The organism is Citrobacter sp. wls716 (assembly GCF_005280975.1).
Taxonomy (GTDB): domain Bacteria; phylum Pseudomonadota; class Gammaproteobacteria; order Enterobacterales; family Enterobacteriaceae; genus Citrobacter; species Citrobacter youngae.
Window position 1 is genome coordinate 208,431 of the sequence record NZ_SZWX01000031.1, and the last position, 24,658, is coordinate 233,088.

A 24,658-nucleotide genomic window follows, 5' to 3' on the forward strand; every position below is an offset into this window, starting at 1 on the left:
CTAAACTTACGCTAATTTTCCATTTAATCTCCGTTTAATTATCCGCGCCTAGAATCCAGTCAACCACCCCTAATGAGACTGCATTCATGAATACACTATTAATTACTGGCGCAACCGGTTTTTTGGGCGGAGCCGTTTTAGAAAACATTCTGAATCAGACAAATGGATTTAATCTGCTGCTTTTAGTTCGTGCCAGTAATGATGTATCTGCGCTGGAACGGATAAAGGAAAATCTGCGCAAATTCAATATTGCAGAAGAAAAATTGGCAACACTTAGCCCGCGGAATATCCTGTTGGGTGATTTAGTAGAACCTGAAGCGTTTCTTAACGACCCGCGTCTGGGCCAGGTTACTCATGTCATCAATTGCGCCGCCGTCGCCTCTTTTGGCAACAACCCGCTTATCTGGAAAGTCAATGTCGAAGGAACGCTGAAGTTCGCACGGAGAATGGCCTGTGTCGGCAGCCTGCAGCGTTTTCTTCACGTTGGTACAGCAATGTCATGCTCCCCAGACCCCGATTCACTGGTGGCCGAAAGTGCAGAGTTTCGCGAGCGTGCTGAGCATCTGGTTGAGTATACGCACTCTAAATCCACGATAGAACGTCTGATACAACAGGAATGCCCAACATTACCACTGGTTATCGCGCGGCCTTCGATCGTTGTTGGCCATACTCATCACGGCTGTAAACCCTCCAGCAGTATTTTCTGGGTATTCAGCATGGGCCTGATGCTACAAAAATTTATGTGTTCGATGGAAGACCGTATTGACGTGATCCCGGTTGATTATTGCGCCGATGCATTGCTGATGTTACTGAGCAGTCCACTTGCTCGCGGTGAAGTGGTGCACATCTCAGCAGGAGAAGAAAATAGCGTGAGGTTTGCAGATATTGATAACGCGATGGCATCTGCGCTGGAACAAGCTCCCGTCGGCAATAAATACGCACAGGTCAGCTATGAAACGCTGGTCCAAATGCGCCGTGAACTGAAGAATATTTTTGGCCCCTGCAACGAACGACTAATGCTGAAAGCCATGCGTCTTTACGGCGCGTTCGCAACGCTGAACGTGCGATTCAGCAATGATAAGCTGCTCAGCATTGGGATGCCGAAGCCGCCGCGTTTTACCGATTACATTGAGCGCTGTGTACAGACGACACGTGGGCTGACTATTCCACAGCAAATGGCAGTGGACTTTAAATAGGTTGCTATTGTGCAGGCAAAAAAATGCCAGCCCGAAGGCTGGCATTTTTAAATCAGAGAAAGAACAGGATTACGCCTGACCTTTGATCTCTTTACGACCGTTGTACGGAGCTTGTTCACCCAGAGCTTCTTCGATACGAATCAGCTGGTTGTACTTAGCAACGCGGTCAGAACGGCTCATAGAACCTGTTTTGATCTGGCCTGCAGCGGTACCAACAGCCAGGTCAGCGATGGTAGCGTCTTCAGTTTCGCCAGAACGGTGAGAGATGACAGCGGTGTAGCCAGCGTCTTTCGCCATTTTGATCGCAGCCAGAGTTTCGGTCAGAGAACCGATCTGGTTGAATTTGATCAGGATGGAGTTAACGATGCCTTTTTCGATGCCTTCTTTCAGGATCTTGGTGTTGGTTACGAACAGGTCGTCACCAACCAGCTGGATTTTGTCGCCCAGTACTTTAGTCTGGTATGCGAAACCGTCCCAGTCAGACTCGTCCAGACCATCTTCGATGGACACGATCGGGTACTGTTTGGTCAGTTCTTCCAGGAAATGAGTGAATTCTTCGGAGGTGAATGCTTTGTTGCCTTCGCCAGCCAGAACGTATTTACCGTCTTTGTAGAATTCAGACGCTGCACAGTCCATCGCCAGAGTGATGTCTTTGCCCAGCTCGTAGCCAGCTGCTTTAACCGCTTCAGCGATTACCGCCAGAGCTTCAGCGTTGGAACCCAGGTTCGGCGCATAGCCGCCTTCGTCACCCACTGCAGTGTTCATACCTTTGGCTTTCAGAACTTTAGCCAGGTTGTGGAACACTTCAGAACCCATACGTACAGCTTCTTTCAGGGTTTTAGCGCCAACAGGCTGAATCATGAATTCCTGGATGTCGACGTTGTTGTCAGCGTGCTCACCACCGTTGATGATGTTCATCATCGGAACCGGCATGGAGTATTTGCCCGGAGTGCCGTTCAGTTCAGCGATGTGTGCATACAGCGGCAGGCCTTTAGCAGCAGCAGCTGCTTTGGCGTTCGCCAGGGACACAGCCAGGATGGCGTTTGCACCGAAGTTGGATTTGTTTTCAGTACCGTCCAGATCGATCATGATCTTGTCGATGCCAGCCTGATCTTTAGCATCTTTACCCAGCAGAGCCTGAGCAATCGGGCCGTTAACAGCTGCAACAGCTTTCAGTACGCCTTTACCCATGAAGCGGGATTTGTCGCCATCGCGCAGTTCCAGTGCTTCGCGGGAACCAGTAGAAGCACCTGACGGAGCTGCTGCCATACCAACGAAACCACCTTCCAGGTGTACTTCGGCTTCAACAGTCGGGTTACCACGGGAGTCGATGATTTCACGACCGATGATTTTAACGATTTTGGACATTAGGTTTTCCTCAGTACAAGTTAAACTAAAACTCCAGACAAACAATGCACCCTGATGGGTGCATTGCCGTTCTAACTTTTTACTTCTTACTTCGCCTGACGCTTCTGATGTTCACTGGCGGCTTTCACAAAGCCGGCGAACAGCGGGTGCCCATCACGTGGCGTGGAAGTAAATTCCGGGTGGAACTGACAGGCCACGAACCACGGATGATTCGGTACCTCAATGATCTCGACCAACTGATCATCACCGGAACGGCCTGCAACACGCAGACCCGCAGCTTCAATCTGTTTCAACAGCATATTGTTGACTTCGTAGCGGTGGCGATGGCGTTCAACAATTGTCGGCGTACCGTACAGTTGACGAACCAGACTCTCATCGCTCAGCTGACACTGTTGCGCACCAAGACGCATTGTGCCGCCCAGATCGCTCTTCTCGGTACGGACTTCGACGTTGCCGTCTTCATCACGCCATTCAGTAATCAGGGCCACCACCGGGTACTTACAGTCTGGCACAAATTCTGTGGAGTTGGCGTTGTCCATTCCCACGACGTTACGAGCAAACTCAATCAACGCAACCTGCATACCCAGGCAAATACCCAGATAAGGAATATTGTTCTCACGCGCAAAGCGCGCTGTCGCGATTTTACCTTCAACACCACGGTAGCCGAAGCCGCCAGGGATCAGGATTGCATCAAGACCTTTCAGGATCTCAACGCCGCGCGTTTCGACATCTTGCGAATCAATCAGCTTGATGTTGACAGTGACACGATTCTTCAAGCCACCGTGCTTCAGCGCTTCGATAACTGACTTATAGGCATCCGGCAGTTCAATGTACTTGCCGACCATACCAATAGTCACTTCGCCTGCCGGATTCGCTTCTTCGTAGATAACCTGTTCCCATTCTGACAGATTCGCTTCCGGACAGTTCAAGCTGAATCGTTTACAAATATAATCGTCAAGGCCCTGAGATTTCAACAGGCCCGGAATTTTATAGATGGAATCGACATCTTTCAGAGAAATCACCGCTTTTTCCGGAACGTTACAGAACAATGCAATTTTTGCACGTTCATTAGCCGGAACTGCGCGATCGGAGCGGCAAATCAGGATATCTGGCTGAATACCGATAGAAAGCAGCTCTTTTACCGAGTGCTGAGTCGGTTTAGTTTTGACTTCACCTGCCGCCGCCATGTACGGAACCAGCGTCAGATGCATAAACAACGTGTGCTCACGGCCAATTTCTACGGCCATCTGGCGAATCGCTTCAAGGAACGGCAGAGATTCGATATCCCCAACGGTTCCGCCGATTTCAACCAGAACAACATCATGACCTTCGCCGCCTTCCAGAACGCGTTCTTTAATGGCATTCGTGATGTGCGGGATAACCTGAACGGTCGCGCCCAGGTAGTCGCCACGGCGTTCTTTACGCAGAACGTCGGAGTAGATACGACCGGTGGTGAAGTTGTTACGGCGGCTCATTTTCGTACGAATGAAACGCTCATAGTGACCCAGGTCCAGGTCGGTTTCAGCGCCGTCTTCGGTAACGAACACTTCCCCGTGTTGGATAGGGCTCATAGTACCTGGATCGACGTTGATGTACGGATCCAGTTTCATCATGGTTACATTGAGGCCACGGGCTTCAAGAATGGCTGCCAGGGAGGCTGCGGCAATGCCTTTTCCCAGAGAGGATACGACCCCGCCGGTCACAAAAATATAGTTCGTTGTCATGCTGGACCTGAGAAGTTAGGGTGAAACGATGGAATTACCAAGACGGGAAAGTAGTATACCCGAACATGACGAGCGCCACAAACTTTCATTATTCCTCCTCTTCACCAGGCTCACATTAACATCGGGAGTGAGAAAATAGCCCCTTTGGGGTAAATGTTTTTGACGTAAATCAAGCGCTTGTTATTTAAAAAATCACACAAATCGCCCTTGACCGACGAAATCCCTTAGAGATCAATTTCCTGTCGTTTTACCTGTTGCCAGACTTCTTCCATTGTTTCCAGATCAACACCTGTCATTTCCAGACCGCGGGCAGCCACAATTCGCTCAACCTCACGAAAACGGCGCTCGAATTTTTCATTCGCTTTCTGCAAAGCAGTCTCTGCTTTAGTGCCTAAATGACGGGCCATATTGACCGTGGCAAACAGCAGGTCGCCCATTTCCTCCTCCAGTTTAGCCTGGTCAACGACAGCCTGCTTCGCCTCGAACATGACTTCGTCAATCTCTTCGTAAACCTTGTCGACAACCGGCCCTAATGTTTTCCAGTCGAAGCCAACATTTGAGCAACGTTTCTGGATTTTCTGGGCGCGCATTAGTGCCGGTAAACTACGAGGAATATCGTCCAGCGCGGAATGTTGTGACTTCTCGGCACGTTCTTCTGTTTTGATTTGCTCCCAACGGGTTAGCACCTCGGTGCTGTTACTGGCAGAAACATCTGCGAAAACATGCGGGTGGCGGCGTTCAAGCTTATCGCTTATCGCAGCACAGATATCATCAAAGTTGAAGCGCCCTTCTTCCTGTGCCATCTGGGCGTAAAACACCACCTGGAACAACAGATCGCCTAATTCACCACGCAGATCGTCGAAGTCTTCGCGCGCAATGGCATCAAGTACTTCATAGGTTTCTTCGAGGGTGTAAGGGGCAATAGTGGCGAATGTCTGCTCTTTATCCCACGGACAACCGTTTTCCGGGTCGCGCAGGCGCTGCATAATACCGAGCAGTCGATCGATTTGGTTCATTGGAATATCCTGAAATTTCAATATAGTAGACCGGATATGGCGACAGCCAACATCCGGCGATATAGCAATGCCTGATGGCAACGCTGACGCGTTGCCATCAGGCCTGCAAGATCATCCGGCCTACAAAATAATTAATTACCGTGCAGACGGCGTGCGTCGATCACATCCGGCACCTGGTTCAGCTTGCCGAGCACACGTCCGAGCACCTGCAGGTTGTAGATTTCGATGGTCATATCAATGGTGGCCAACTGTTGTTTGGTATCACTCCGGCTGGCAACCCCCAGCACGTTCACCTTTTCGTTGGCAAGAATCGTCGTGATATCACGTAACAAGCCGCTGCGATCGTTAGCCTGGACGCGAACCACCAGCGAATACCCTGCCGAGTAGCTTTCGCCCCAAACCGCGTCAACAATTCGTTCCGGCGCATGCGAGCGCAGTTCATTCAGCTGTTCGCAATCCGCCCGGTGGACGGAAATACCGCGTCCCTGGGTGATAAACCCGACAATCTCATCGCCGGGAATCGGCTGGCAGCAGCGAGCGATGTGGTGCATCAGGTTACCCACCCCTTCAACCACCACGCGACCGTCGTCTTTTCGGCGACTCTGCGGCGCCTGCGTTTTCTGCTGAAGTTGTTTCAGCGCGGCGGCATCCTGTTCGGCAGCGCTTGGTTTATTAAACTGCGCCTGCAGGAAGTTCACCATCTGGTTGAGGCGGATGTCTCCTCCGCCAATCGCCGCCAGCAGCTCATCCAGCTCATTGAAGCTATAGCGCGGCAGCAGATGTTTTTCCGCTTCTTTCAGGCTAATACCTAAATGCGCCAGCTCATCATCGAGGATCTGGCGGCCCGCCAGGATGTTTTTGTCGCGATCCTGTTTACGGAACCAGGCGTGGATCTTCGAGCGCCCCCGGCTGGTCGTCACGTAGCCAAGGTTAGGATTTAGCCAGTCGCGGCTTGGGTTTGGCTGTTTCTGAGTGATGATTTCGATTTGATCGCCCATCTGCAGCTGATAGGTAAACGGTACGATGCGCCCGCCAATTTTCGCGCCAATGCAACGATGCCCCACATCACTGTGAATGTGATAAGCAAAATCGAGCGGCGTGGAGCCTGCAGGCAGATCCACAACATCCCCTTTTGGCGTAAAGACGTAAACTCTGTCATCAAAGACCTGGCTACGCACTTCATCCAGCATTTCACCGGAATCCGCCATCTCTTCCTGCCAGGCTATCAGTTTACGCAGCCACGCAATGCGGTCTTCATGACCAGAGCGCGCCGCGCCTGAAGCAGTACCTTCTTTGTACTTCCAGTGCGCGGCAACGCCCAGCTCAGCATCTTCGTGCATCTGTTTGGTACGGATCTGGATTTCAATGGTTTTACCGCCAGGCCCCAGCACAACCGTATGGATTGACTGGTAACCGTTAGGCTTTGGATTGGCAACGTAGTCATCGAACTCATCAGGCAGATGGCGATAGTGAGTATGCACAATCCCCAACGCGGCATAGCAATCCTGTAAACGCTCAGCCACGATACGCACCGCGCGCACATCGAACAGTTCGTCAAAAGCCAGCTGCTTTTTCTGCATTTTGCGCCAGATGCTGTAGATGTGTTTCGGACGCCCGTAAACTTCGGCTTTGACGCCTTCCGTTTTCATCTCTGAGCGCAAATGACCGACGAATTCATCAATGTAATGTTCCCTGTCGATACGACGTTCATGCAGCAGTTTGGCAATACGTTTGTATTCAGCCGGGTGCAGGTAACGGAAGCAGTAATCTTCCAGTTCCCATTTTAATTGCCCGATGCCTAATCGGTTAGCCAGCGGGGCGTAGATATTGGTGCACTCTTTTGCCGCCAGTACGCGTTCATCTTCCGGTGCGTCTTTCACTTCTCGCAAATGGGCAATACGTTCCGCCAGCTTGATGACCACGCAGCGGAAGTCATCGACCATTGCCAGCAGCATGCGACGAACGTTATCGACCTGCTCGGAAGAGACTGAATCGGTATGCGTGGCTTTAAGTTGGCGTATCGCCGCCATATCACGCACACCATGGATAAGGTTAACGATTGACGTGCCTACGCTCTCGCGCAGGATGTCTTCACTCACCACATTGGCATCCGCCAGAGGGAACAGCATCGCCGCTCGCAGCGTGTCGATGTCCATGCTCAGCATGGAGAGTATTTCCACCATTTCGACGCCACGCCACAGCAGCAGATCCGCATCCGGATGCCCCTGTGTCTGCTGCAGGCAATACGCCCAGGTTTCGGCTAAGCGTTCACACGACTGCTGGCTGGAGATCCCAAGACTCGCGATCCATTTCTTAGGATCAAACTCACCAGCTTTATTTATATGTGCACTTCTTACCGCAACCATCGTCCTCTCCTTAAGGGGCATGGCCTGTCGAAGTCGACAAGCCGTACCCATTGTCTTTCACGTTGCATTACAACCCGAAATCCAATGGGTATAAAATTCATTACAAACGCTCAAACAGGACCATCGATTCCAGATGTCCAGTGTGCGGGAACATATCGAGCATCGCCAGTCGCCGAACGGTATATCCTGCATTGAGTAACGCTTCGCTGTCACGAGCCAGCGTAGCAGGATTACAGGATACATAAACAACGCGGCCAGGGTTTAACTTTATAATATGTTGCATCACGCCGGCAGCCCCCGCACGCGCAGGATCGAGCAATACTTTATCAAATCCGTTCTTTGCCCATGGTTGTTTGGTGACATCTTCTTCAAGGTTTTCATGAAAGAATGTCACATTGTGTAGTCCGTTATTCCGCGCATTTTCCCGGCCTTTTTCCACCAGCGCAGGGACACCTTCAACACCCACAACGCTCGCTGCTCGTACGGCCAACGGCAACGTAAAATTCCCCATACCACAGAACAAATCGAGCACCCGGTTCTCTCGCTGCACATCCAGCCATTCCAGCGCACAGGAAACCATTTTTTGGTTTACCCCTTCATTGACCTGGATAAAATCACGCGGGCTGAAGGTTAAACGTAGTCCATTTGAATCATACCAGGGCGATTCTTCTGAATTTGATTCCAGTATCTCGCTTTGCGGAGCCAGAAACAAAGACAGTCCCTGAGAATGCGAAAAGCGTTCCAGTTTTTCTTTATCCGCGGCACTCAATGGTGCGGTGTGGCGCAAAATCATCAGAGTTCCACTTCCAGCCTGCACCAATTCGACATGCCCCAAGTGACGCAGCCCCTGCAGACTCTGCAGGCATGCCCGAATTTCAGGCAGCAACGCCTCAAGTTGGGGCACCAAAATAGGGCATTGCTTCACATCAATAATGTCGCTGGAGCCGGACTTGCGAAATCCCATCTGCAATTGCTGCTCCTTCGAGCGATAGTTCAGACTTAAACGCGCGCGGCGTCGATAGCCCCACGGGGTATCGGCGATAACTTCTGTCACCTCACATTTCATTAAACGCGATAACGCTGCACTTTTGCTACGCTGCTGCAACGAGATGCTGGCGTGCTGCTGTTGACAGCCACCACAGACCCCAAAATGTGGACAACGTGGCACTTCACGTTCCGAACTGTCGTTTAAACGACGTTTGACTTGCGCGCGGGCGAACTGTTTTTTATCTTCAGTTATCACCACTTCTGCGCTTTCCTGAGGCAGCAATTCCGGTATAAACAGGGCTTTCCCGTTATGACGAGCAACGCCCTGACCAAAAGAATCAAGGTCATTGACGGTAACGGTTATGATCTGACGCGTCGTCACGCGTCGTTTTGCAGAGTAGAATTGCGCCATCGACGAGATATTTCTCTATTTAACAGTGTGACCCTAATTGTCCCATAACGGAACTCCATGACCAACTACAGCCTGCGCGCACGCATGATGATTCTGATCCTGGCCCCGACCGTCCTGATAGGTTTGCTGCTCAGTATCTTTTTTGTTGTGCATCGCTATAACGACTTGCAGCGTCAACTGGAAGATGCTGGTGCCAGCATCATCGAGCCACTCGCGGTTTCCAGCGAATACGGCATGAACTTGCAAAACCGGGAATCCATCGGCCAGCTTATCAGCGTGTTGCATCGTCGCCATTCCGATATTGTGCGGGCAATTTCCGTCTATGACGAAAATAACCAACTGTTCGTCACCTCCAACTTTCATCTTGATCCGTCAGAGATGCAATTGGCTACCGGATCGCCGTTTCCGCGAAAGCTGAGCGTAACCCGGCACGGGGATATCATGATCCTGCGTACCCCTATTATATCGGAAAGCTATTCACCTGATGAATCTGCCGTTAGCGATGCCAAAAACACCAAAAATATGTTGGGGTATGTGGCGCTTGAGCTGGACCTCAAGTCCGTGCGATTACAGCAGTACAAAGAGATCTTTATCTCAAGCGTCATGATGCTGTTTTGTATTGGCATTGCGTTAATTTTCGGCTGGCGTCTGATGCGCGATGTGACCGGACCAATTCGTAACATGGTGAATACCGTTGACCGAATACGTAGAGGTCAGCTCGATAGCCGCGTGGAAGGTTTCATGTTGGGCGAACTGGATATGCTGAAGAATGGCATCAACTCGATGGCAATGTCTCTCGCCGCCTACCATGAAGAGATGCAGCACAATATCGATCAGGCGACTTCAGATCTGCGCGAAACGCTGGAGCAGATGGAAATCCAGAACGTTGAGTTGGATCTGGCGAAGAAACGCGCCCAGGAAGCTGCACGTATTAAATCAGAGTTCCTGGCGAACATGTCTCATGAGCTACGTACACCGCTAAACGGTGTCATTGGCTTTACACGCCTGACACTGAAAACAGAGCTCAACACCACCCAGCGCGATCACCTGAATACAATTGAGCGCTCTGCTAACAACCTGCTTGCTATCATCAATGATGTGCTCGACTTCTCTAAACTGGAAGCGGGTAAACTGATTCTGGAAAGCATACCGTTCCCGCTGCGCAGCACACTGGATGACGTCGTAACGCTGTTAGCGCACTCCTCCCATGACAAAGGGCTGGAGCTAACACTGAATATTAAAAATGACGTTCCGGACAATGTGATTGGCGATCCGCTGCGCCTGCAACAGGTCATTACCAACCTGGTCGGCAATGCCATCAAATTTACCGAGAGCGGCAATATCGACATTCTGGTTGAAAAACGCGCGCTCAGTAACACCAAAGTCCAGATTGAAGTTCAAATCCGCGATACCGGTATTGGCATCCCGGAACGCGATCAGTCACGTCTGTTCCAGGCTTTCCGTCAGGCTGATGCCAGCATTTCGCGCCGTCACGGCGGTACCGGACTTGGCCTTGTGATCACACAAAAACTGGTCAATGAAATGGGTGGGGATATCTCGTTCCATAGCCAACCCAATCGCGGTTCCACTTTCTGGTTCCATATCAGTCTTGATCTCAATCCTAATGTTATCAGCGATCGTTCAACCACCCGCTGTCTGGCCGGAAAACGACTGGCTTACGTTGAACCAAATGCTACCGCCGCGCAATGCACGTTAGATATCTTGAGTGAAACGCCGCTGGAGGTGATTTACAGTCCTTCATTCTCTGCATTACCGGCAGAACACTACGATATTCTGCTACTCGGTGTCCCCGTCACTTTCCACGAGCCGCTCACCATGCAGCATAAACGTCTGGCAAGCGCAGCCGCAATGACCGATTTCCTGTTGCTGGCGCTGCCTTGCCATGCGCAGATTAACGCTGAAAAATTAAAGCAAGGCGGCGCGGCGGCATGCCTGTTAAAACCGCTCACCTCAACCCGATTGCTGCCTGCGTTAACCGAATATTGCCACCTGAACCAGGGTGCAGAACGCCAGTTGTTAGATGAAAGCAAGATTGCGATGACCGTGATGGCGGTGGACGACAACCCGGCGAACCTGAAGCTTATCGGCGCATTACTTGAAGATAAGGTTCAGCACGTCGAGCTGTGCGACAGCGGACAGCAGGCGGTGGACAGAGCCAAGCAAATGCAGTTTGATCTGATCCTGATGGATATTCAGATGCCAGACATGGACGGTATTCGTGCCTGCGAACTGATCCATCAGCTTCCACACCAGCAGCAGACACCGGTTATTGCGGTAACAGCACATGCCATGGCAGGGCAAAAAGAGAAGTTACTCAGCGCCGGAATGAATGACTACCTGGCTAAGCCGATTGAAGAAGATAAATTGCACAGTTTGCTGTTGCGCTATAAGCCCGGTGCCGGCACATCTGCCCGGGCTATCGTGGCGCCCCCCCCCTGACCCCGTGGTCAACCCGAATACGACCCTCGACTGGCAACTGGCGTTGAGACAGGCTGCCGGTAAAAACGATCTGGCGCGGGATATGCTGCAAATGCTGATCGATTTCTTGCCTGAAGTCCGTAACAGAATTGAAGAGCAACTGGTGGGTGAAAACCCTGAAGGGTTGGTGGATTTGATTCATAAACTACACGGCAGCTGCGGTTACAGCGGGGTTCCCCGCATGAAAAACCTGTGCCAGCTTATTGAACAGCAGTTACGTAGCGGGACCAAAGAAGAAGATCTGGAACCAGAGTTTTTAGAGCTTCTTGATGAGATGGACAACGTCGGGCGAGAAGCGAAACGGATATTGGGGTGATATTCGCCGAATGCGGCGTAAACGCCTTATCCGGCCGACAGGTTTCGCTGTTTACCGTAGGCCCGATAGGCGTCGCGCCATCGGGCACATCGCCGGAGCGGCGTAAACGCCTTCTCCGACCTACAACTCAGCGTAATTGCTGACCTGCTTTAAGCGTTGCGGCCACGTTTCGTGCCGTCATTCGCACATTTTCACTCGCATTATCCAGCGCCTCATCCAGCGTGCAAACGGTATAAATCACGCTAAAAACAGCATCAATTCCATGCTCATGCACCACGCCAACATCTGGCGTCAGGCTGCCTGCAATACCAATGACAGGCTTATTATATCGCTTTGCAACGTTCGCTACGCCTACCGGGACTTTGCCATGGATCGTCTGACTGTCAATACGCCCTTCCCCGGTCACAACTAGATCTGCATCCGCAACGCAGTCGTCAAGGTGTAACGCATCCGTCACGATCTCGATACCACGGCGTAGCTGCGCGCCGCAAAACGCATACAGTGCAGCCCCCATGCCTCCGGCAGCGCCTCCACCGGCCAGATCCAGCACGTTAACGTCCAGATCGCGGGCAATCAGTTGTGCATAGTGCGTCAGCGCATTATCCAGACGGGTGATCATCTCTGGCGTTGCCCCTTTTTGTGGACCAAATACTGCAGAAGCGCCCTCTTTACCGGTCAGCGGATTCGTGACATCACAGGCCACTTCGATACGACAGGTGGCAAGGCGCTTATCTAACGCTGAAATATCGATCCTGGTGAGCGCTTCCAGACCGATCCCGCCTTGTGCAATCTGGTTATTCTGTGCATCCAGCAATTTGGCGCCCAGTGCCTGCACCATACCGGCACCACCATCATTGGTCGCACTACCGCCAATCCCGATGATGATGTGTTCTACACCCGCATCCAGCGCATGGCGAATCAACTCTCCGGTCCCCCATGAGGTGGTTTTCAGCGGGTCGCGTAACCCTGCCGGAACTCGCTCTAACCCACTGGCGGCCGCCATCTCGATAAACGCTGAGCGCTCATCTCCTGATACCCCATAAAATGCCTGTACCTTACTTCCCAGGGGCCCCGTAACATCAACATGCACAAGGTGGCCCGCCGTAGCGGCAACCATCGCCTCGACCGTTCCTTCACCACCATCAGCGACCGGTATCTTTACGTAATCCGCATCAGGCCAGATCTCACGAAAACCCTGCTCAATGGCAGTTGCCACCTCAAGCGCACTCAAACTCTCTTTATAAGAATCCGGTGCAATTACTATTTTCATAAGCCGTCCTTACGCATGTTGATTCTGTTAATCATACACCTGGAGATGTGCCGGTTCCTGTCAGAACCGGCATAACACTTAGCGCACCATGCATGGGCGTTTATTATCGAAGGTCCAGTTCGGGATCAGGTACTGCATTCCCATCGCGTCATCACGCGCTCCCAAGCCATGTTGCTGGTACAGTTCGTGCGCTTTCATCACCTGGTCCATATCCAGTTCTACACCCAGACCCGGCTTCGCTGGTACGTGTACCATGCCGCCTTTAATGTCGAACGGTTCTTTGGTCAGGCGTTGGTTACCTTCCTGCCAGATCCAGTGGGTATCAATGGCCGTAATTTTACCCGGCGCAGCCGCCGCCACATGAGTGAACATCGCCAGCGAAATATCAAAGTGGTTGTTAGAGTGTGAACCCCAGGTGAGGCCAAACTCATGGCACATTTGCGCTACGCGAACAGACCCCTGCATGGTCCAGAAATGCGGGTCAGCCAGCGGAATATCCACAGACTGCAACGACAGCGTGTGCCCCATCTGACGCCAGTCGGTAGCAATCATATTGGTCGCCGTCGGCAGGCCAGTAGCGCGGCGGAATTCCGCCATCACTTCACGCCCAGAGAACCCCTGCTCCGCGCCACATGGATCTTCAGCATAAGCCAGCGATCCTTTCAGATACTTACCGATCTTGATCGCTTCATTCAACGACCAGGCGCCGTTGGGATCGAGCGTTACGCGGGCCTGCGGGAAACGCTTCGCCAACGCGACGATAGATTCCGCTTCCTCTTCCCCTGCCAGCACGCCACCTTTCAGTTTAAAGTCGTTAAAGCCATATTTCTCATACGCGGCTTCAGCCAGGCGCACAACCGCATCCGGGGTCATGGCCTCTTCATGGCGCAGACGATACCAGTCGCACTTCTCATCCGGCTGACTCTGATACGGCAGCGGCGTCGCTTTACGGTTGCCGACGAAGAACAGATACCCCAACATTTCCACTTCGCTACGCTGCTGGCCATCGCCCAGCAAGGAAGCCACATTCACCCCCAGGTGCTGGCCGAGCAGATCCAACATGGCAGCTTCGATCCCAGTAACCACATGAATAGTGGTACGTAAATCAAAGGTCTGCAAACCGCGACCGCCCGCATCACGATCGGCAAAAGTATTGCGTACCGTATTCAGTACGTTTTTGTATTCACCTAACGTTTTGCCCACCACCAGCGGAATCGCATCTTCCAGCGTTTTACGGATTTTTTCTCCGCCGGGAATTTCACCCACCCCAGTATGACCAGAATTATCCTTGATAATCACAATATTACGCGTGAAGAACGGGGCATGTGCGCCGCTCAGGTTCATCAACATGCTGTCGTGGCCCGCAACCGGAATAACCTGCATAGAGGTAACCAGTGGGGTAGAAAATTGTGCGCTCATAATTAAGTCCTTATTCAAAATTAGTGGCGGCCGAAAACGGGACGTTTACGGTCAAAAGTCCATCCGGGGATCAGATACTGCATTGGGCCTGCGTCATTACGCGCGCCGCCGGGCAGCGCCTTATAGGCTTCATGCGCTTTCTGCACCTGATCCCAGTCCAGTTCCACGCCCAGACCGGGCGCATCGGGTACCGCAATTTTTCCGTTTTTAATCTCCAGCGGATTTTTGGTCAGGCGGCAATCACCCTCCTGCCAGATCCAGTGGGTATCAATAGCCGTTGGATTACCCGGTGCAGCCGCACCGACGTGGGTGAACATCGCCAGCGAAATATCAAAGTGGTTATTAGAATGGCATCCCCAGGTCAGGCCCCAGTCATCGCACAACTGCGCCACGCGTACCGCGCCGGAAAGCGTCCAGAAGTGCGGATCGGCCAGCGGAATATCGACTGCATTCAGCATTACCGCGTGGCCCATTTCGCGCCAGTTGGTAGCAATCATGTTGGTCGCCACCGGCAAACCAGTCGCGCGGCGGAACTCGGCCATCACTTCGCGCCCGGAAAAGCCCTGTTCAGCGCCGCACGGATCTTCGGCATAGGTCAGCACATCATTCAGGCCTTTGCACAGGGAGATGGCTTCATCCAGCAGCCAGGCACCGTTTGGATCGACGGTAATACGCGCATCCGGGAAACATTTTTTAAGCGCACGGACGGTTTCAATTTCTTGCTCACCCGGCAGCACACCGCCCTTCAGTTTGAAATCTTTAAAGCCATAACGATCCTGTGACGCCTGCGCCAGACGCACCACCGCGTCGCTGGTCATCGCTTGCTGGTGACGTAATTGATACCACTCATGTTTACCCGGCGTACTTTCCAGATACGGCAAATCGGTTTTGCAGCGATCACCTACATAGAACAGATACCCGAGCACGGTCACTGCATCACGCTGCTTACCCGGACCTAACAGCTCGCAGACCGGTACATTCAGCGCTTTGCCCAGCAGATCCAGCAGCGCGGCCTCCAGCGCCGCCACCGCATTGACGCGCAGCTCAAATGTCCAGGCACCTTTGCCGAAAGTATCAAAGTCGGCAGCCTGATTGCCTTTATGTACCTGCTGGACCACCTTATTCAGGCGGGCCACTTCCTGACCCAATACCATCGGGATAGCGTCAACCAGAGTCTGATAAATCACTTCACCACCCGGCGCTTCGCCGACGCCAGTATTACCGGCGTTATCGGTAAGAACCACAATATTGCGGGTGAAATATGCGTTGTGCGCACCGCCAATATTGAGCAGCATGCTGTCATGCCCGGCCACCGGGATGACCTTCATATCGGTAATAACGGGGCTTGATTGTGTTGTCATCATCATTGTCCTGCGACAGGTTTAAGTTCGATACGTTTAATATCACCGACCAGCACCAGATAGCTCACCACAGCAATCAGCGCATGCACCCCAACGTAAATCAAGGCACCATTAAACGACCCCGTCGTGCCCACAATGTAGCCAATAGCAATCGGTGTCACGATGCCGGAGATATTACCGAACATGTTGAACAGACCGCCGCTCAGGCCGCTAATCTCTTTGGGGGCCGTGTCTGCCATTACCGCCCAGCCCAGTGCACCAATACCTTTACCGAAGAAAGCCAGCGCCATAAAGCCGATAATCATCCACTCAACGTTGACGTAGTTACAGAACACCATCACCATTGACAGCAACATACCCAACACGATTGGCGTTTTGCGGGCGATATTCAGCGAACCGGTGCGACGCATCAGCCAGTCGGAAATAATGCCGCCGAGCACGCCGCCTGCGAATCCGCAAATAGCCGGGACCGACGCGACAAATCCCGCTTTCAGAATCGACATACCGCGCGCCTGTACCAGATAGACCGGGAACCAGGTGATAAAGAAGTAGGTCAGCGCGTTAATACAGTACTGACCGATGTAGATACCGATCATCATGCGGGAACCCAACAACTGTTTGATTTGTCCCCATTTCACGCTGAACGGAACTTTAGCTTTAGCGGCTGCCTGATCCATGTTGATCAGTGCGCCACCTTCGGCAATGTAGTCCAGCTCTTTTTGGTTTACACCCGGGTGCTGGTTTGGTTCATGAATCACCTTCAGCCAGACAAAGCTGATGATGATCCCGAGTCCGCCCATAAAGAAGAATACGTGTGACCAGCCTACTTCGTGGGTCAGCCAGCCCATGATTGGCGCGAAGATAACGGTGGCAAAGTACTGCGCAGAGTTAAAGATTGCGACCGCCGTGCCCCTCTCCTGTGCCGGGAACCATGCCGCAACTATGCGACTGTTGCCGGGGAAGGATGGCGCTTCAGCTAACCCCACAAGGAAGCGCAGGGTAAACAACGCAACGATAATGCCGAAGCCGCTAAAGATATCGACGAAGCCCTGCAGCAGGGTAAACATGGACCAGATAAAGATGGACCAGAAATAAACACGCTTTGAACCAAAACGGTCAAGCAACCAGCCGCCGGGGATCTGGCCGATAACATAGGCCCATGAAAAAGCGGAAAATACATACCCCATCCCAACGGCATCAAGGCCAATGTCTTTGGCCATCTCAGAGCCGGCAATGGATAAGGTGGCGCGGTCGCCGTAGTTGAAGGATGTGACGATAAACAACATCACCACTATCCAGTAGCGAGCGTTAGTGCGTTTTTCCGCGCTGCTCGCCGCCTGACTTAATGAACTCATTGTTGCACTCCTGAATCGTGGCTTTCGCCAGTTCATTCTGTACAGCACCTGTAGGGTGATCAGAATGAGAGGTTAGTGTGTGGCAGTTTTGGCACAGCTCAGGGCCGTTTTATTCTGACTCGCTGCCTTTTCGGGAACTGACGGGAAAAGTATATGAAGGAGTGCCTCTTACCCTCACCGTGCAAAAACACAACATTGCGAGAGGTGAATGAGGTTGTTTATGGCATAAGCCTAAGGGAATGGAAGATGCTTCACGAAATTGGCGTTTGAGGGGGATTTATTGCCGGGTAATGGCGACGCCTTACCCGGCTTATGATTCGAACTGTGCGGATGGTTGGGTAATATTCTATTTGAGGAGCGTTGCCCAGTGTTCTACCCAGGGGTTGGATTCGCTTTCCGGTTCCGGATGTTCACCGGCATCAATCAGCAGCATCTCACCTACACGCTGGGCGCTCTGTTCCTGCAAAAGCGCATCAAACTGCTTACCACCGCCGCAGAAATTGGCATATGAACTGTCACCGAGTGCAATAATGCCGTAGTGAACGTCGGGCTGATAACCCAGTTGGTCTTTAATTCCCTGAAACAGCGGCACGATGCTGTCCGGCAGATCGCCTTGTCCCGTCGTTGACGTTACGACCAGGATGTACTTGTCTTTGTACTTTTCCCAGTCAGCCAGTTCCGGATCTTCATAAACCGTAGCTTTATGCCCCTGATTTGCGAGGATAGCTTCGGCCTCTTCGGCAACCAGCAGCGCGTTTCCGTACATCGTGCCGACAAAAATTCCAATTTCCGCCATAACCGTAATCTCCTGGGACTTAAGAATCTATCTGCTTATCCTGACCTGACAGCCCGCTGAACTCAACCCTTTCATTCTCAGGGAGAAGTCCACGCCAGCCAAACTGTGATAGCGCCTGCATCCAGACGTCATCCAGCCCGGCGCGAATAACCAGCGGTTCGCCGGTGAAAGGATGAGTCAGCGCAAGCTGGCTGGCATGCAGCATTAATCGCTGACAACCGAAATGCTCCGCGGCGCTGCGGTTTTGTCGCAAATCACCGTGCTTGCTGTCGCCAATAATCGGATGACGCAAATGCGCCAGGTGACGTCTGAGCTGGTGTTTTCGACCGGTTTTAGGATCCAGCTCCACCAGCCCGTAACGGGTGGTCGGATAACGTCCGGTCGCCACCGGCATTTCAACCGTCGCCAGGCCGCGATAATGGGTTACCGCAGGCTGTGGGCCTTTGTCGTCACGGGCAAATTTATCGGCAATCTTGTCCAGCTCTTCCACCAAAGGATAATCCAGCACGGCATCATCCATCAGCCAGCCACGCACAATCGCATGATAGCGTTTTTGGATTTGATGCTGCTCAAACTGCTGTGCCAGCCGTCGTCCGGCCTCGCTGGACAGCCCCATCAACAGCACACCGGATGTCGGTCTGTCGAGTCGGTGGGCGGTAAAAACGTGCTGACCAATCTGGTCGCGCACCGTTTGCATTACCACCACTTTCTCATCGCGGTCGAGCCAACTGCGATGAACCAGCCAGCCCGAAGGTTTGTTGACTGCAACCAGCCATTGGTCCTGATAGAGAATCTCCAGCATCAGGCGTTATCACTGGTAAATAGCGCATCCAGATCCTGCAATGCAATCAGGATCACATCGCGCTGTGGATGATCGGCTGCCAGCGCCATTTCATAATATGGCGCAATAGCGAACGCTTCTGGAAGTGGCTGCGCATTATCAAGCAGCGCATGCATGCGGGGAATCAACACCCACTGCAGCCATTCAACCGGCTCCATGGTATCCATACAAAAAGGCTGCGTGCTGGAAAACAGATGCGCTTCTGGCTCATCCATCCGCCAGTGATTATGTTCACGCAGCAGTGCTTCAAGCGCATGCAACTGCTCGCGCACACGGTCATGAGTCGTCATGAAATTAACCTCAATGATGAAAAATCTGGCGCGAAGAATAGCACCAGTAGAAAGGAAATAAAAAAAAGGGAGCACTGTAAAAACAGTGCTCCCGGTTCGTTTCGCAGCATTCCAGCTACTTTTAGTGCTCCCTGCTCATCCGTGACAACTTTTCCTGTGGTCTTGCGACCGCGTTCATCCTGAACTTTTGCATCCTGCTCACATCACCCCGATGTGAAAACTTCATCCTGAAGTGTCCTGGCCATCCTGACCCGCCGAACATCCTGAACGGCTCTCGTTCTCCATCCTGGAGGTGTCCTTTAACGCTTCCCGCGTTTTCCTCTTTGCTTCATCCTGAAACCTGTCCTTGCAGCACCGTCCTGGTGTGTCCTGCCGAAGTGTCATCATCCTGATGTTCACTTCGTTGTGCGACTCCTTGTCGACAGAGATAGAATCGCCTGTTTCGCATTGTCTTACAAGACACTTACAGACATACCCTAATGATTATTTTCATATGAAAGTTATCAATAAAACATTAACCAATTGAATTATAAATAGTTAACATTATATCGGTCGATGAAGTCTTTACTGATCACCTGGCAATCTCCTACAGGGTTTGTAAGAGATCTCTCACACGCCCTAGGGCAAACTGGATTACAGAACAGGCTTAAGTTGAGTAAGAAATTCCGCAAGCGAGGCCGCCAGAACCGTCCGTTTACGGGTTCCCAGCGTTTCCTTGCAGACTTCCCCAGACAAGTTGCACACTGAAATAACATCAAGTTCATTATCCAGTGTGGCAATAAAAAGCGTAGGAGAGAGCTTAAGGCGTTTTTGCGTAACCAGGTGGCCGATCAGGTTTTCCTGTACGCGCCTGAAGTCATCTTCAGACCAGGTTTGCAGCAGAGTAAGTTTCTCATCCGCAAATTGTGCGTGCATGTCCCCGGCAAACTGGGTGGTATAAAACGCATGAACAGCGGGTTGTACCACAATATCAAAGGCGCGTTCAACCGCGTTTACATTCGGCTCGCCCACAAAAGGCTGCGGTTGCCAGTACACCGCATCGTTCGTGGAGGAGATGATGCACGGAGACGGTACGCCATACAGCTCTTCACTCAGCGGCCAGCTGCCGTTTTTTTCATGCCATGCATCGCAATAACGCGTCGTAAAGGCTGCCAACGCCTGTGCTGTCAATTCGTCCACTGATTTCTCTCTTCACAAAAGCCAGGATACACTTGTCGCATAGTGTATCTGGTTTATGACGGTGAAACATGTCCTCTTATGAAAATCATCAGGCGCTTGACGGCCTGACTCTCGGAAAATCAACGGATTACCGGGATATTTACGACGCCAGCCTGCTGCAGGGTGTTCCGCGCAGCCTGAACCGCGACCCGCTGGATTTAAAGGCCGATAATCTGCCTTTTCACGGCGCCGATATCTGGACGCTGTATGAACTGTCATGGCTGAATGCCAACGGCTTACCGCAGGTTGCGGTCGGCCATGTGGAGCTGGATTACACCAGCGTTAATCTGATTGAATCAAAAAGTTTTAAGCTGTATCTGAACAGTTTTAATCAGACGCGTTTTGACTCATGGGAACACGTCCGTCAGACGCTGGAACACGATCTACGCGCCTGCGCGCAAGGTGATGTCAGCGTAGCGCTCTATCGTCTTGACGAACAGGAAGGGCAGCCGATAGCCCACTTCAATGGCACCTGTATCGACAATCAGGATATCGTCATCGATAACTACCAGTTCAGCACCGAGTATCTGGAAAATGCCGTAAGCGGTGAAAAAGCGGTGGAAGAGACGCTGGTCAGCCATCTGCTAAAATCCAACTGCCTGATCACCCACCAGCCTGACTGGGGTTCCATACAAATTCAGTATCGCGGTCGCAAAATCGACAGGGAAAAGTTGCTGCGCTATCTGGTCTCCTTCCGCCACCACAATGAATTTCACGAGCAGTGTGTGGAACGCATTTTCAATGACCTGCTGCGTTTCTGTCAGCCGGAGAAACTGAGCGTATACGCACGCTACACGCGACGCGGCGGCCTCGATATCAACCCATGGCGCACCAACACAGATTTCACCCCCGCAACAGGCAGACTGGTGCGTCAGTAATCTTTTTTCTCAATTTTGCGTGTCGGATTCCGCGCGCAAGGTTGTGAAAGGTCATAAGCCAGGGCTATTGTAATCAGTAGAGGATGATATCTCTCGTCCCGTAAGGAGTTTACTTGATTACACATATTAGCCCGCTTGGCTCAATGGACATGTTGTCGCAGCTGGAAGTCGATATGCTTAAACGCACGGCCAGCAGCGACCTGTATCAACTGTTTCGTAACTGTTCGCTTGCCGTTCTGAACTCCGGCAGTTTGACAGACAACAGCAAAGAGCTGCTGTCTCGTTTTGAAAGTTTCGACATTAACGTGCTGCGCCGTGAACGCGGTGTGAAGCTGGAACTGATCAGCCCACCTGAAGACGCGTTTGTCGATGGGCGCATCATTCGCGCGCTGCAGGCCAACCTGTTTGCCGTACTGCGCGACATTCTTTTCGTCAATGGCCAGATCCATAACGCCGGTCGTTTCCAGCATCTGGATCTCGAAAGCTCGGTTCACATCACCAACCTGGTCTTCTCCATTCTGCGTAACGCCCGGGCGCTTCACGTCGGTGAAGCGCCGAACATGGTCGTCTGCTGGGGCGGTCACTCCATCAACGAGAACGAATACTTGTATGCGCGTCGCGTGGGCACTCAGTTAGGCCTGCGTGAACTGAACATCTGCACCGGGTGTGGTCCGGGCGCGATGGAAGCGCCAATGAAAGGCGCCGCGGTCGGCCACGCTCAGCAGCGCTACAAAGACAGCCGTTTTATTGGTATGACCGAGCCGTCAATTATCGCGGCGGAACCACCAAACCCGCTGGTAAACGAACTGATCATCATGCCGGACATTGAAAAACGTCTGGAAGCGTTCGTGCGTATCGCTCACGGCATTATCATCTTCCCGGGCGGCGTAGGGACAGCAGAAGAGCTGTTGTATCTGCTGGGGATCCTGATGAATCCGGCCAACAAAGATCAGGTTCTGCCATTGATCCTGACCGGGCCAAAAGAGAGCGCCGATTACTTCCGCGTGCTGGACGAATTTATCGTGCACACGCTGGGAGAAGATGCGCGTCGCCACTATCGCATTATCATTGACGATGCAGCGGAAGTCGCTCGTCTGATGAAAAAAGCGATGCCGCTGGTGAAAGAAAACCGTCGCGACACAGGTGATGCTTACAGCTTTAACTGGTCAATTCGTATCGCACCTGATTTGCAGATGCCGTTCGAACCGTCCCACGAAAACATGGCGAATCTGAAACTGTATCCAGACCAGCCTGTTGAAATGCTGGCTGCAGACCTGCGTCGCGCATTCTCCGGGATTGTCGCGGGGAACGTGAAAGAAGTCGGCATCCGCGCCATTGAAGAGTTTGGCCCGTACAAAATCCACGGTGACCCTGAGATGATGCGCCGCATGGACGATCTCCTGCAGGGCTTTGTTGCACAACATCGTATGAAGTTGCCGGGCACTGCGTATATCCCGTGCTACGAGATCTGCGCATAACCTTCAACACCCGCTAGCAGCGCTATAGCGGTGACAGTTTTGTCCATATCAAAGCCGGATTTGGCGCTTCAGCCAACCGGCTTTTTTAGTGATACCAATCACATAGCTCACGCAATAACATAAATATCAGTTATCTTTCGTCTGGCGAGCCCCAAAACGCAAACGATTACCTCCCAGGGGAAACCGTGATTTATCACCGCAAATTATAATTAGTCATCAGAATTCACTAAAAACAACAGTTTTTATAGCGCAACCCTCGTATCTTCGCGCCCTGTCTTTCATGCCATATGTCGTTAATGTTAGCCTTCACGCCCGTAAATTCGCTTTGACTATTTTTTAACAGATTAATGGTCCAAATTTATCCACATAAAAGGTGGATTATTGCATTTGAGATCGCGATCACTGATACATTCATTACTTAAATGTATCTTTCCGCCCGAAAATTATTACGGCGAAAAATTATATAAAAATCGCTAAACGAATTTCGTTTTACAGTCGGGTATTTTTTCATTGGATTGAACCCAAACCCGACTTTTTAAGCTTCCTCCAGGAGAAACAGATGGAAAACACGCAAACCAGCACTATCGTTACGGGCCAGACCCGCAGCGCATGGCGCAAGACAGACACCATGTGGATGCTGGGCCTTTACGGCACGGCGATTGGCGCGGGTGTATTATTCCTGCCAATTAACGCAGGCGTTGGCGGTATGATCCCGCTGATCATCATGGCCATTCTTGCCTTCCCAATGACCTTCTTTGCTCACCGTGGTCTGACCCGCTTCGTGTTGTCCGGTAAAAATCCGGGTGAAGACATCACTGAAGTTGTAGAAGAACACTTTGGCGTTGGCGCAGGTAAACTGATTACTCTGCTCTACTTCTTCGCTATCTACCCCATTCTGCTGGTTTACAGTGTTGCAATCACCAACACCGTTGAAAGCTTCCTGACTCACCAGTTGGCGATTACGCCGCCGCCGCGTGCAATCCTCTCTCTGATTCTGATTGTCGGCATGATGACCATCGTGCGCTTCGGTGAACAGATGATCGTGAAGGCGATGAGTATCCTGGTATTCCCGTTCGTTGCGGCTCTGATGCTGCTGGCGCTGTATCTGATCCCTCAGTGGAGCGGTGCGATTCTGGAAACCATGTCTTTTGACTCTGCGGCAACCACCGGCAACGGCCTGCTGTTGACCCTGTGGCTGGCGATTCCGGTAATGGTGTTCTCCTTCAACCACTCCCCGATCATCTCCTCCTTCGCCGTGGCGAAGCGTGAAGAGTACGGTGATGAAGCTGAGAAGAAATGCTCCAAGATTCTGGCATTCGCTCACATCATGATGGTACTGACCGTTATGTTCTTCGTCTTCAGCTGTGTATTCAGCCTGACTCCGGCGGATCTGGCTGCAGCGAAAGAACAGAACATCTCTATCCTGTCTTACCTGGCGAACCACTTTAACGCGCCGATTATTGCCTGGATGGCACCGATCATCGCGATTATCGCTATCACCAAATCCTTCCTCGGCCACTACCTGGGCGCACGTGAAGGCTTCAACGGGATGGTGATTAAGTCTCTGCGCGGCAAAGGCAAATCCATCGAAATCAACAAACTGAACAAAATCACTGCACTGTTCATGCTGGTAACCACCTGGATTGTGGCGACGCTGAACCCGAGCATCCTCGGTATGATTGAGACCCTGGGTGGCCCAATCATCGCGATGATTCTGTTCCTGATGCCGATGTATGCGATTCAGAAAGTACCGGCAATGCGTAAATACAGCGGCCATATCAGCAACGTTTTCGTTGTGATTATGGGCCTGATCGCTATCTCCGCTATTTTCTACTCTCTGTTCAGTTAATTCCCCTGCGCCGCTCTTC

The 24,658-nt window shown here is 52.0% G+C and carries 17 protein-coding genes and 1 pseudogene; 5 read left to right on the plus strand and 13 right to left on the minus strand.

All coding sequences use genetic code 11. From position 1 onward, the window contains the following. Positions 1-86: 86 nt before the first annotated feature. Entirely contained in the window at positions 87-1,196 is a 1,110-nt protein-coding gene (locus FDX24_RS11135; RefSeq protein ID WP_137364308.1) for an SDR family oxidoreductase, read from the plus strand. Positions 1,197-1,265: 69 nt separating this feature from the next. On the opposite strand, the gene eno is transcribed toward FDX24_RS11135, so the two are convergent. From eno to rlmD, 5 genes are all read right to left on the minus strand, one after another. Continuing rightward, on the minus strand, positions 1,266-2,564 hold the full coding sequence (gene eno, locus FDX24_RS11140; RefSeq protein WP_003034129.1) for a phosphopyruvate hydratase: 1,299 nt from the start codon (positions 2,562-2,564) through the stop codon (positions 1,266-1,268). Positions 2,565-2,650: 86 nt separating this feature from the next. Beyond that, positions 2,651-4,288, minus strand: a complete 1,638-nt coding sequence (pyrG, locus tag FDX24_RS11145) for a glutamine hydrolyzing CTP synthase (RefSeq protein WP_005130912.1) — start codon at positions 4,286-4,288, stop codon at positions 2,651-2,653. A gap of 224 nt (positions 4,289-4,512) precedes the next feature. Further along, positions 4,513-5,304, minus strand: coding sequence for a nucleoside triphosphate pyrophosphohydrolase (gene mazG, locus FDX24_RS11150; protein WP_048213071.1), 792 nt, complete (start codon positions 5,302-5,304; stop codon positions 4,513-4,515). 131 nt (positions 5,305-5,435) lie between these two features. Continuing rightward, the gene (gene relA, locus FDX24_RS11155) at positions 5,436-7,670 is read right to left on the minus strand and encodes a GTP diphosphokinase (protein WP_048213072.1); all 2,235 of its coding nucleotides are present in this window, start codon (positions 7,668-7,670) and stop codon (positions 5,436-5,438) included. Positions 7,671-7,770: 100 nt separating this feature from the next. Next, positions 7,771-9,069: a 23S rRNA (uracil(1939)-C(5))-methyltransferase RlmD gene (gene rlmD / locus FDX24_RS11160; protein WP_137364309.1), complete on the minus strand. Its 1,299-nt coding sequence runs from the start codon at positions 9,067-9,069 to the stop codon at positions 7,771-7,773. Positions 9,070-9,126: 57 nt separating this feature from the next. Between rlmD and barA the strand changes: the two are divergent. Beyond that, a pseudogene (gene barA, locus FDX24_RS11165) lies at positions 9,127-11,884 on the plus strand (two-component sensor histidine kinase BarA). Between the two features lie 127 nt (positions 11,885-12,011). On the opposite strand, the gene FDX24_RS11170 reads toward barA, so the two are convergent. The 8 genes from FDX24_RS11170 to syd form a co-directional block, all read right to left on the minus strand. Beyond that, positions 12,012-13,154, minus strand: coding sequence for a glycerate kinase (locus tag FDX24_RS11170; RefSeq protein ID WP_121584993.1), 1,143 nt, complete (start codon positions 13,152-13,154; stop codon positions 12,012-12,014). A 78-nt stretch (positions 13,155-13,232) separates the two neighbouring features. Continuing rightward, complete coding sequence (gene gudD, locus FDX24_RS11175; RefSeq protein WP_137364310.1) at positions 13,233-14,573, minus strand: glucarate dehydratase; 1,341 nt, start codon at positions 14,571-14,573, stop codon at positions 13,233-13,235. A gap of 20 nt (positions 14,574-14,593) precedes the next feature. Then, complete coding sequence (locus FDX24_RS11180; protein WP_137364311.1) at positions 14,594-15,934, minus strand: enolase C-terminal domain-like protein; 1,341 nt, start codon at positions 15,932-15,934, stop codon at positions 14,594-14,596. 2 nt (positions 15,935-15,936) lie between these two features. Next, the gene (gudP, locus tag FDX24_RS11185; protein WP_061068486.1) at positions 15,937-17,289 is read right to left on the minus strand and encodes a galactarate/glucarate/glycerate transporter GudP; all 1,353 of its coding nucleotides are present in this window, start codon (positions 17,287-17,289) and stop codon (positions 15,937-15,939) included. A gap of 346 nt (positions 17,290-17,635) precedes the next feature. Continuing rightward, on the minus strand, positions 17,636-18,085 hold the full coding sequence (locus FDX24_RS11190; protein ID WP_005130932.1) for a flavodoxin: 450 nt from the start codon (positions 18,083-18,085) through the stop codon (positions 17,636-17,638). Between the two features lie 19 nt (positions 18,086-18,104). Next, complete coding sequence (truC, locus tag FDX24_RS11195; RefSeq protein ID WP_061068487.1) at positions 18,105-18,887, minus strand: tRNA pseudouridine(65) synthase TruC; 783 nt, start codon at positions 18,885-18,887, stop codon at positions 18,105-18,107. Next, a complete protein-coding gene (locus FDX24_RS11200; RefSeq protein ID WP_048213080.1) occupies positions 18,887-19,216 on the minus strand; it encodes a YqcC family protein in 330 nt (109 codons plus the stop codon). Before FDX24_RS11200 ends, truC begins: the two co-directional genes overlap by 1 nt. A gap of 633 nt (positions 19,217-19,849) precedes the next feature. Next, entirely contained in the window at positions 19,850-20,395 is a 546-nt protein-coding gene (gene syd, locus FDX24_RS11205; protein WP_048213081.1) for a SecY-interacting protein, read from the minus strand. Between the two features lie 68 nt (positions 20,396-20,463). Between syd and queF the strand changes: the two genes are divergently transcribed. From queF to FDX24_RS11220, 3 genes are all read left to right on the plus strand, one after another. Continuing rightward, positions 20,464-21,312 carry an NADPH-dependent 7-cyano-7-deazaguanine reductase QueF gene (queF, locus tag FDX24_RS11210; protein ID WP_137364312.1) on the plus strand — a complete coding sequence of 283 codons (849 nt, stop codon included), beginning with the start codon at positions 20,464-20,466 and terminating at the stop codon, positions 21,310-21,312. A 113-nt stretch (positions 21,313-21,425) separates the two neighbouring features. Further along, the gene (gene ppnN, locus FDX24_RS11215) at positions 21,426-22,790 is read left to right on the plus strand and encodes a nucleotide 5'-monophosphate nucleosidase PpnN (RefSeq protein WP_137364313.1); all 1,365 of its coding nucleotides are present in this window, start codon (positions 21,426-21,428) and stop codon (positions 22,788-22,790) included. A gap of 559 nt (positions 22,791-23,349) precedes the next feature. After that, on the plus strand, positions 23,350-24,639 hold the full coding sequence (locus FDX24_RS11220; RefSeq protein ID WP_003034073.1) for an HAAAP family serine/threonine permease: 1,290 nt from the start codon (positions 23,350-23,352) through the stop codon (positions 24,637-24,639). Positions 24,640-24,658 lie beyond the last annotated feature (19 nt).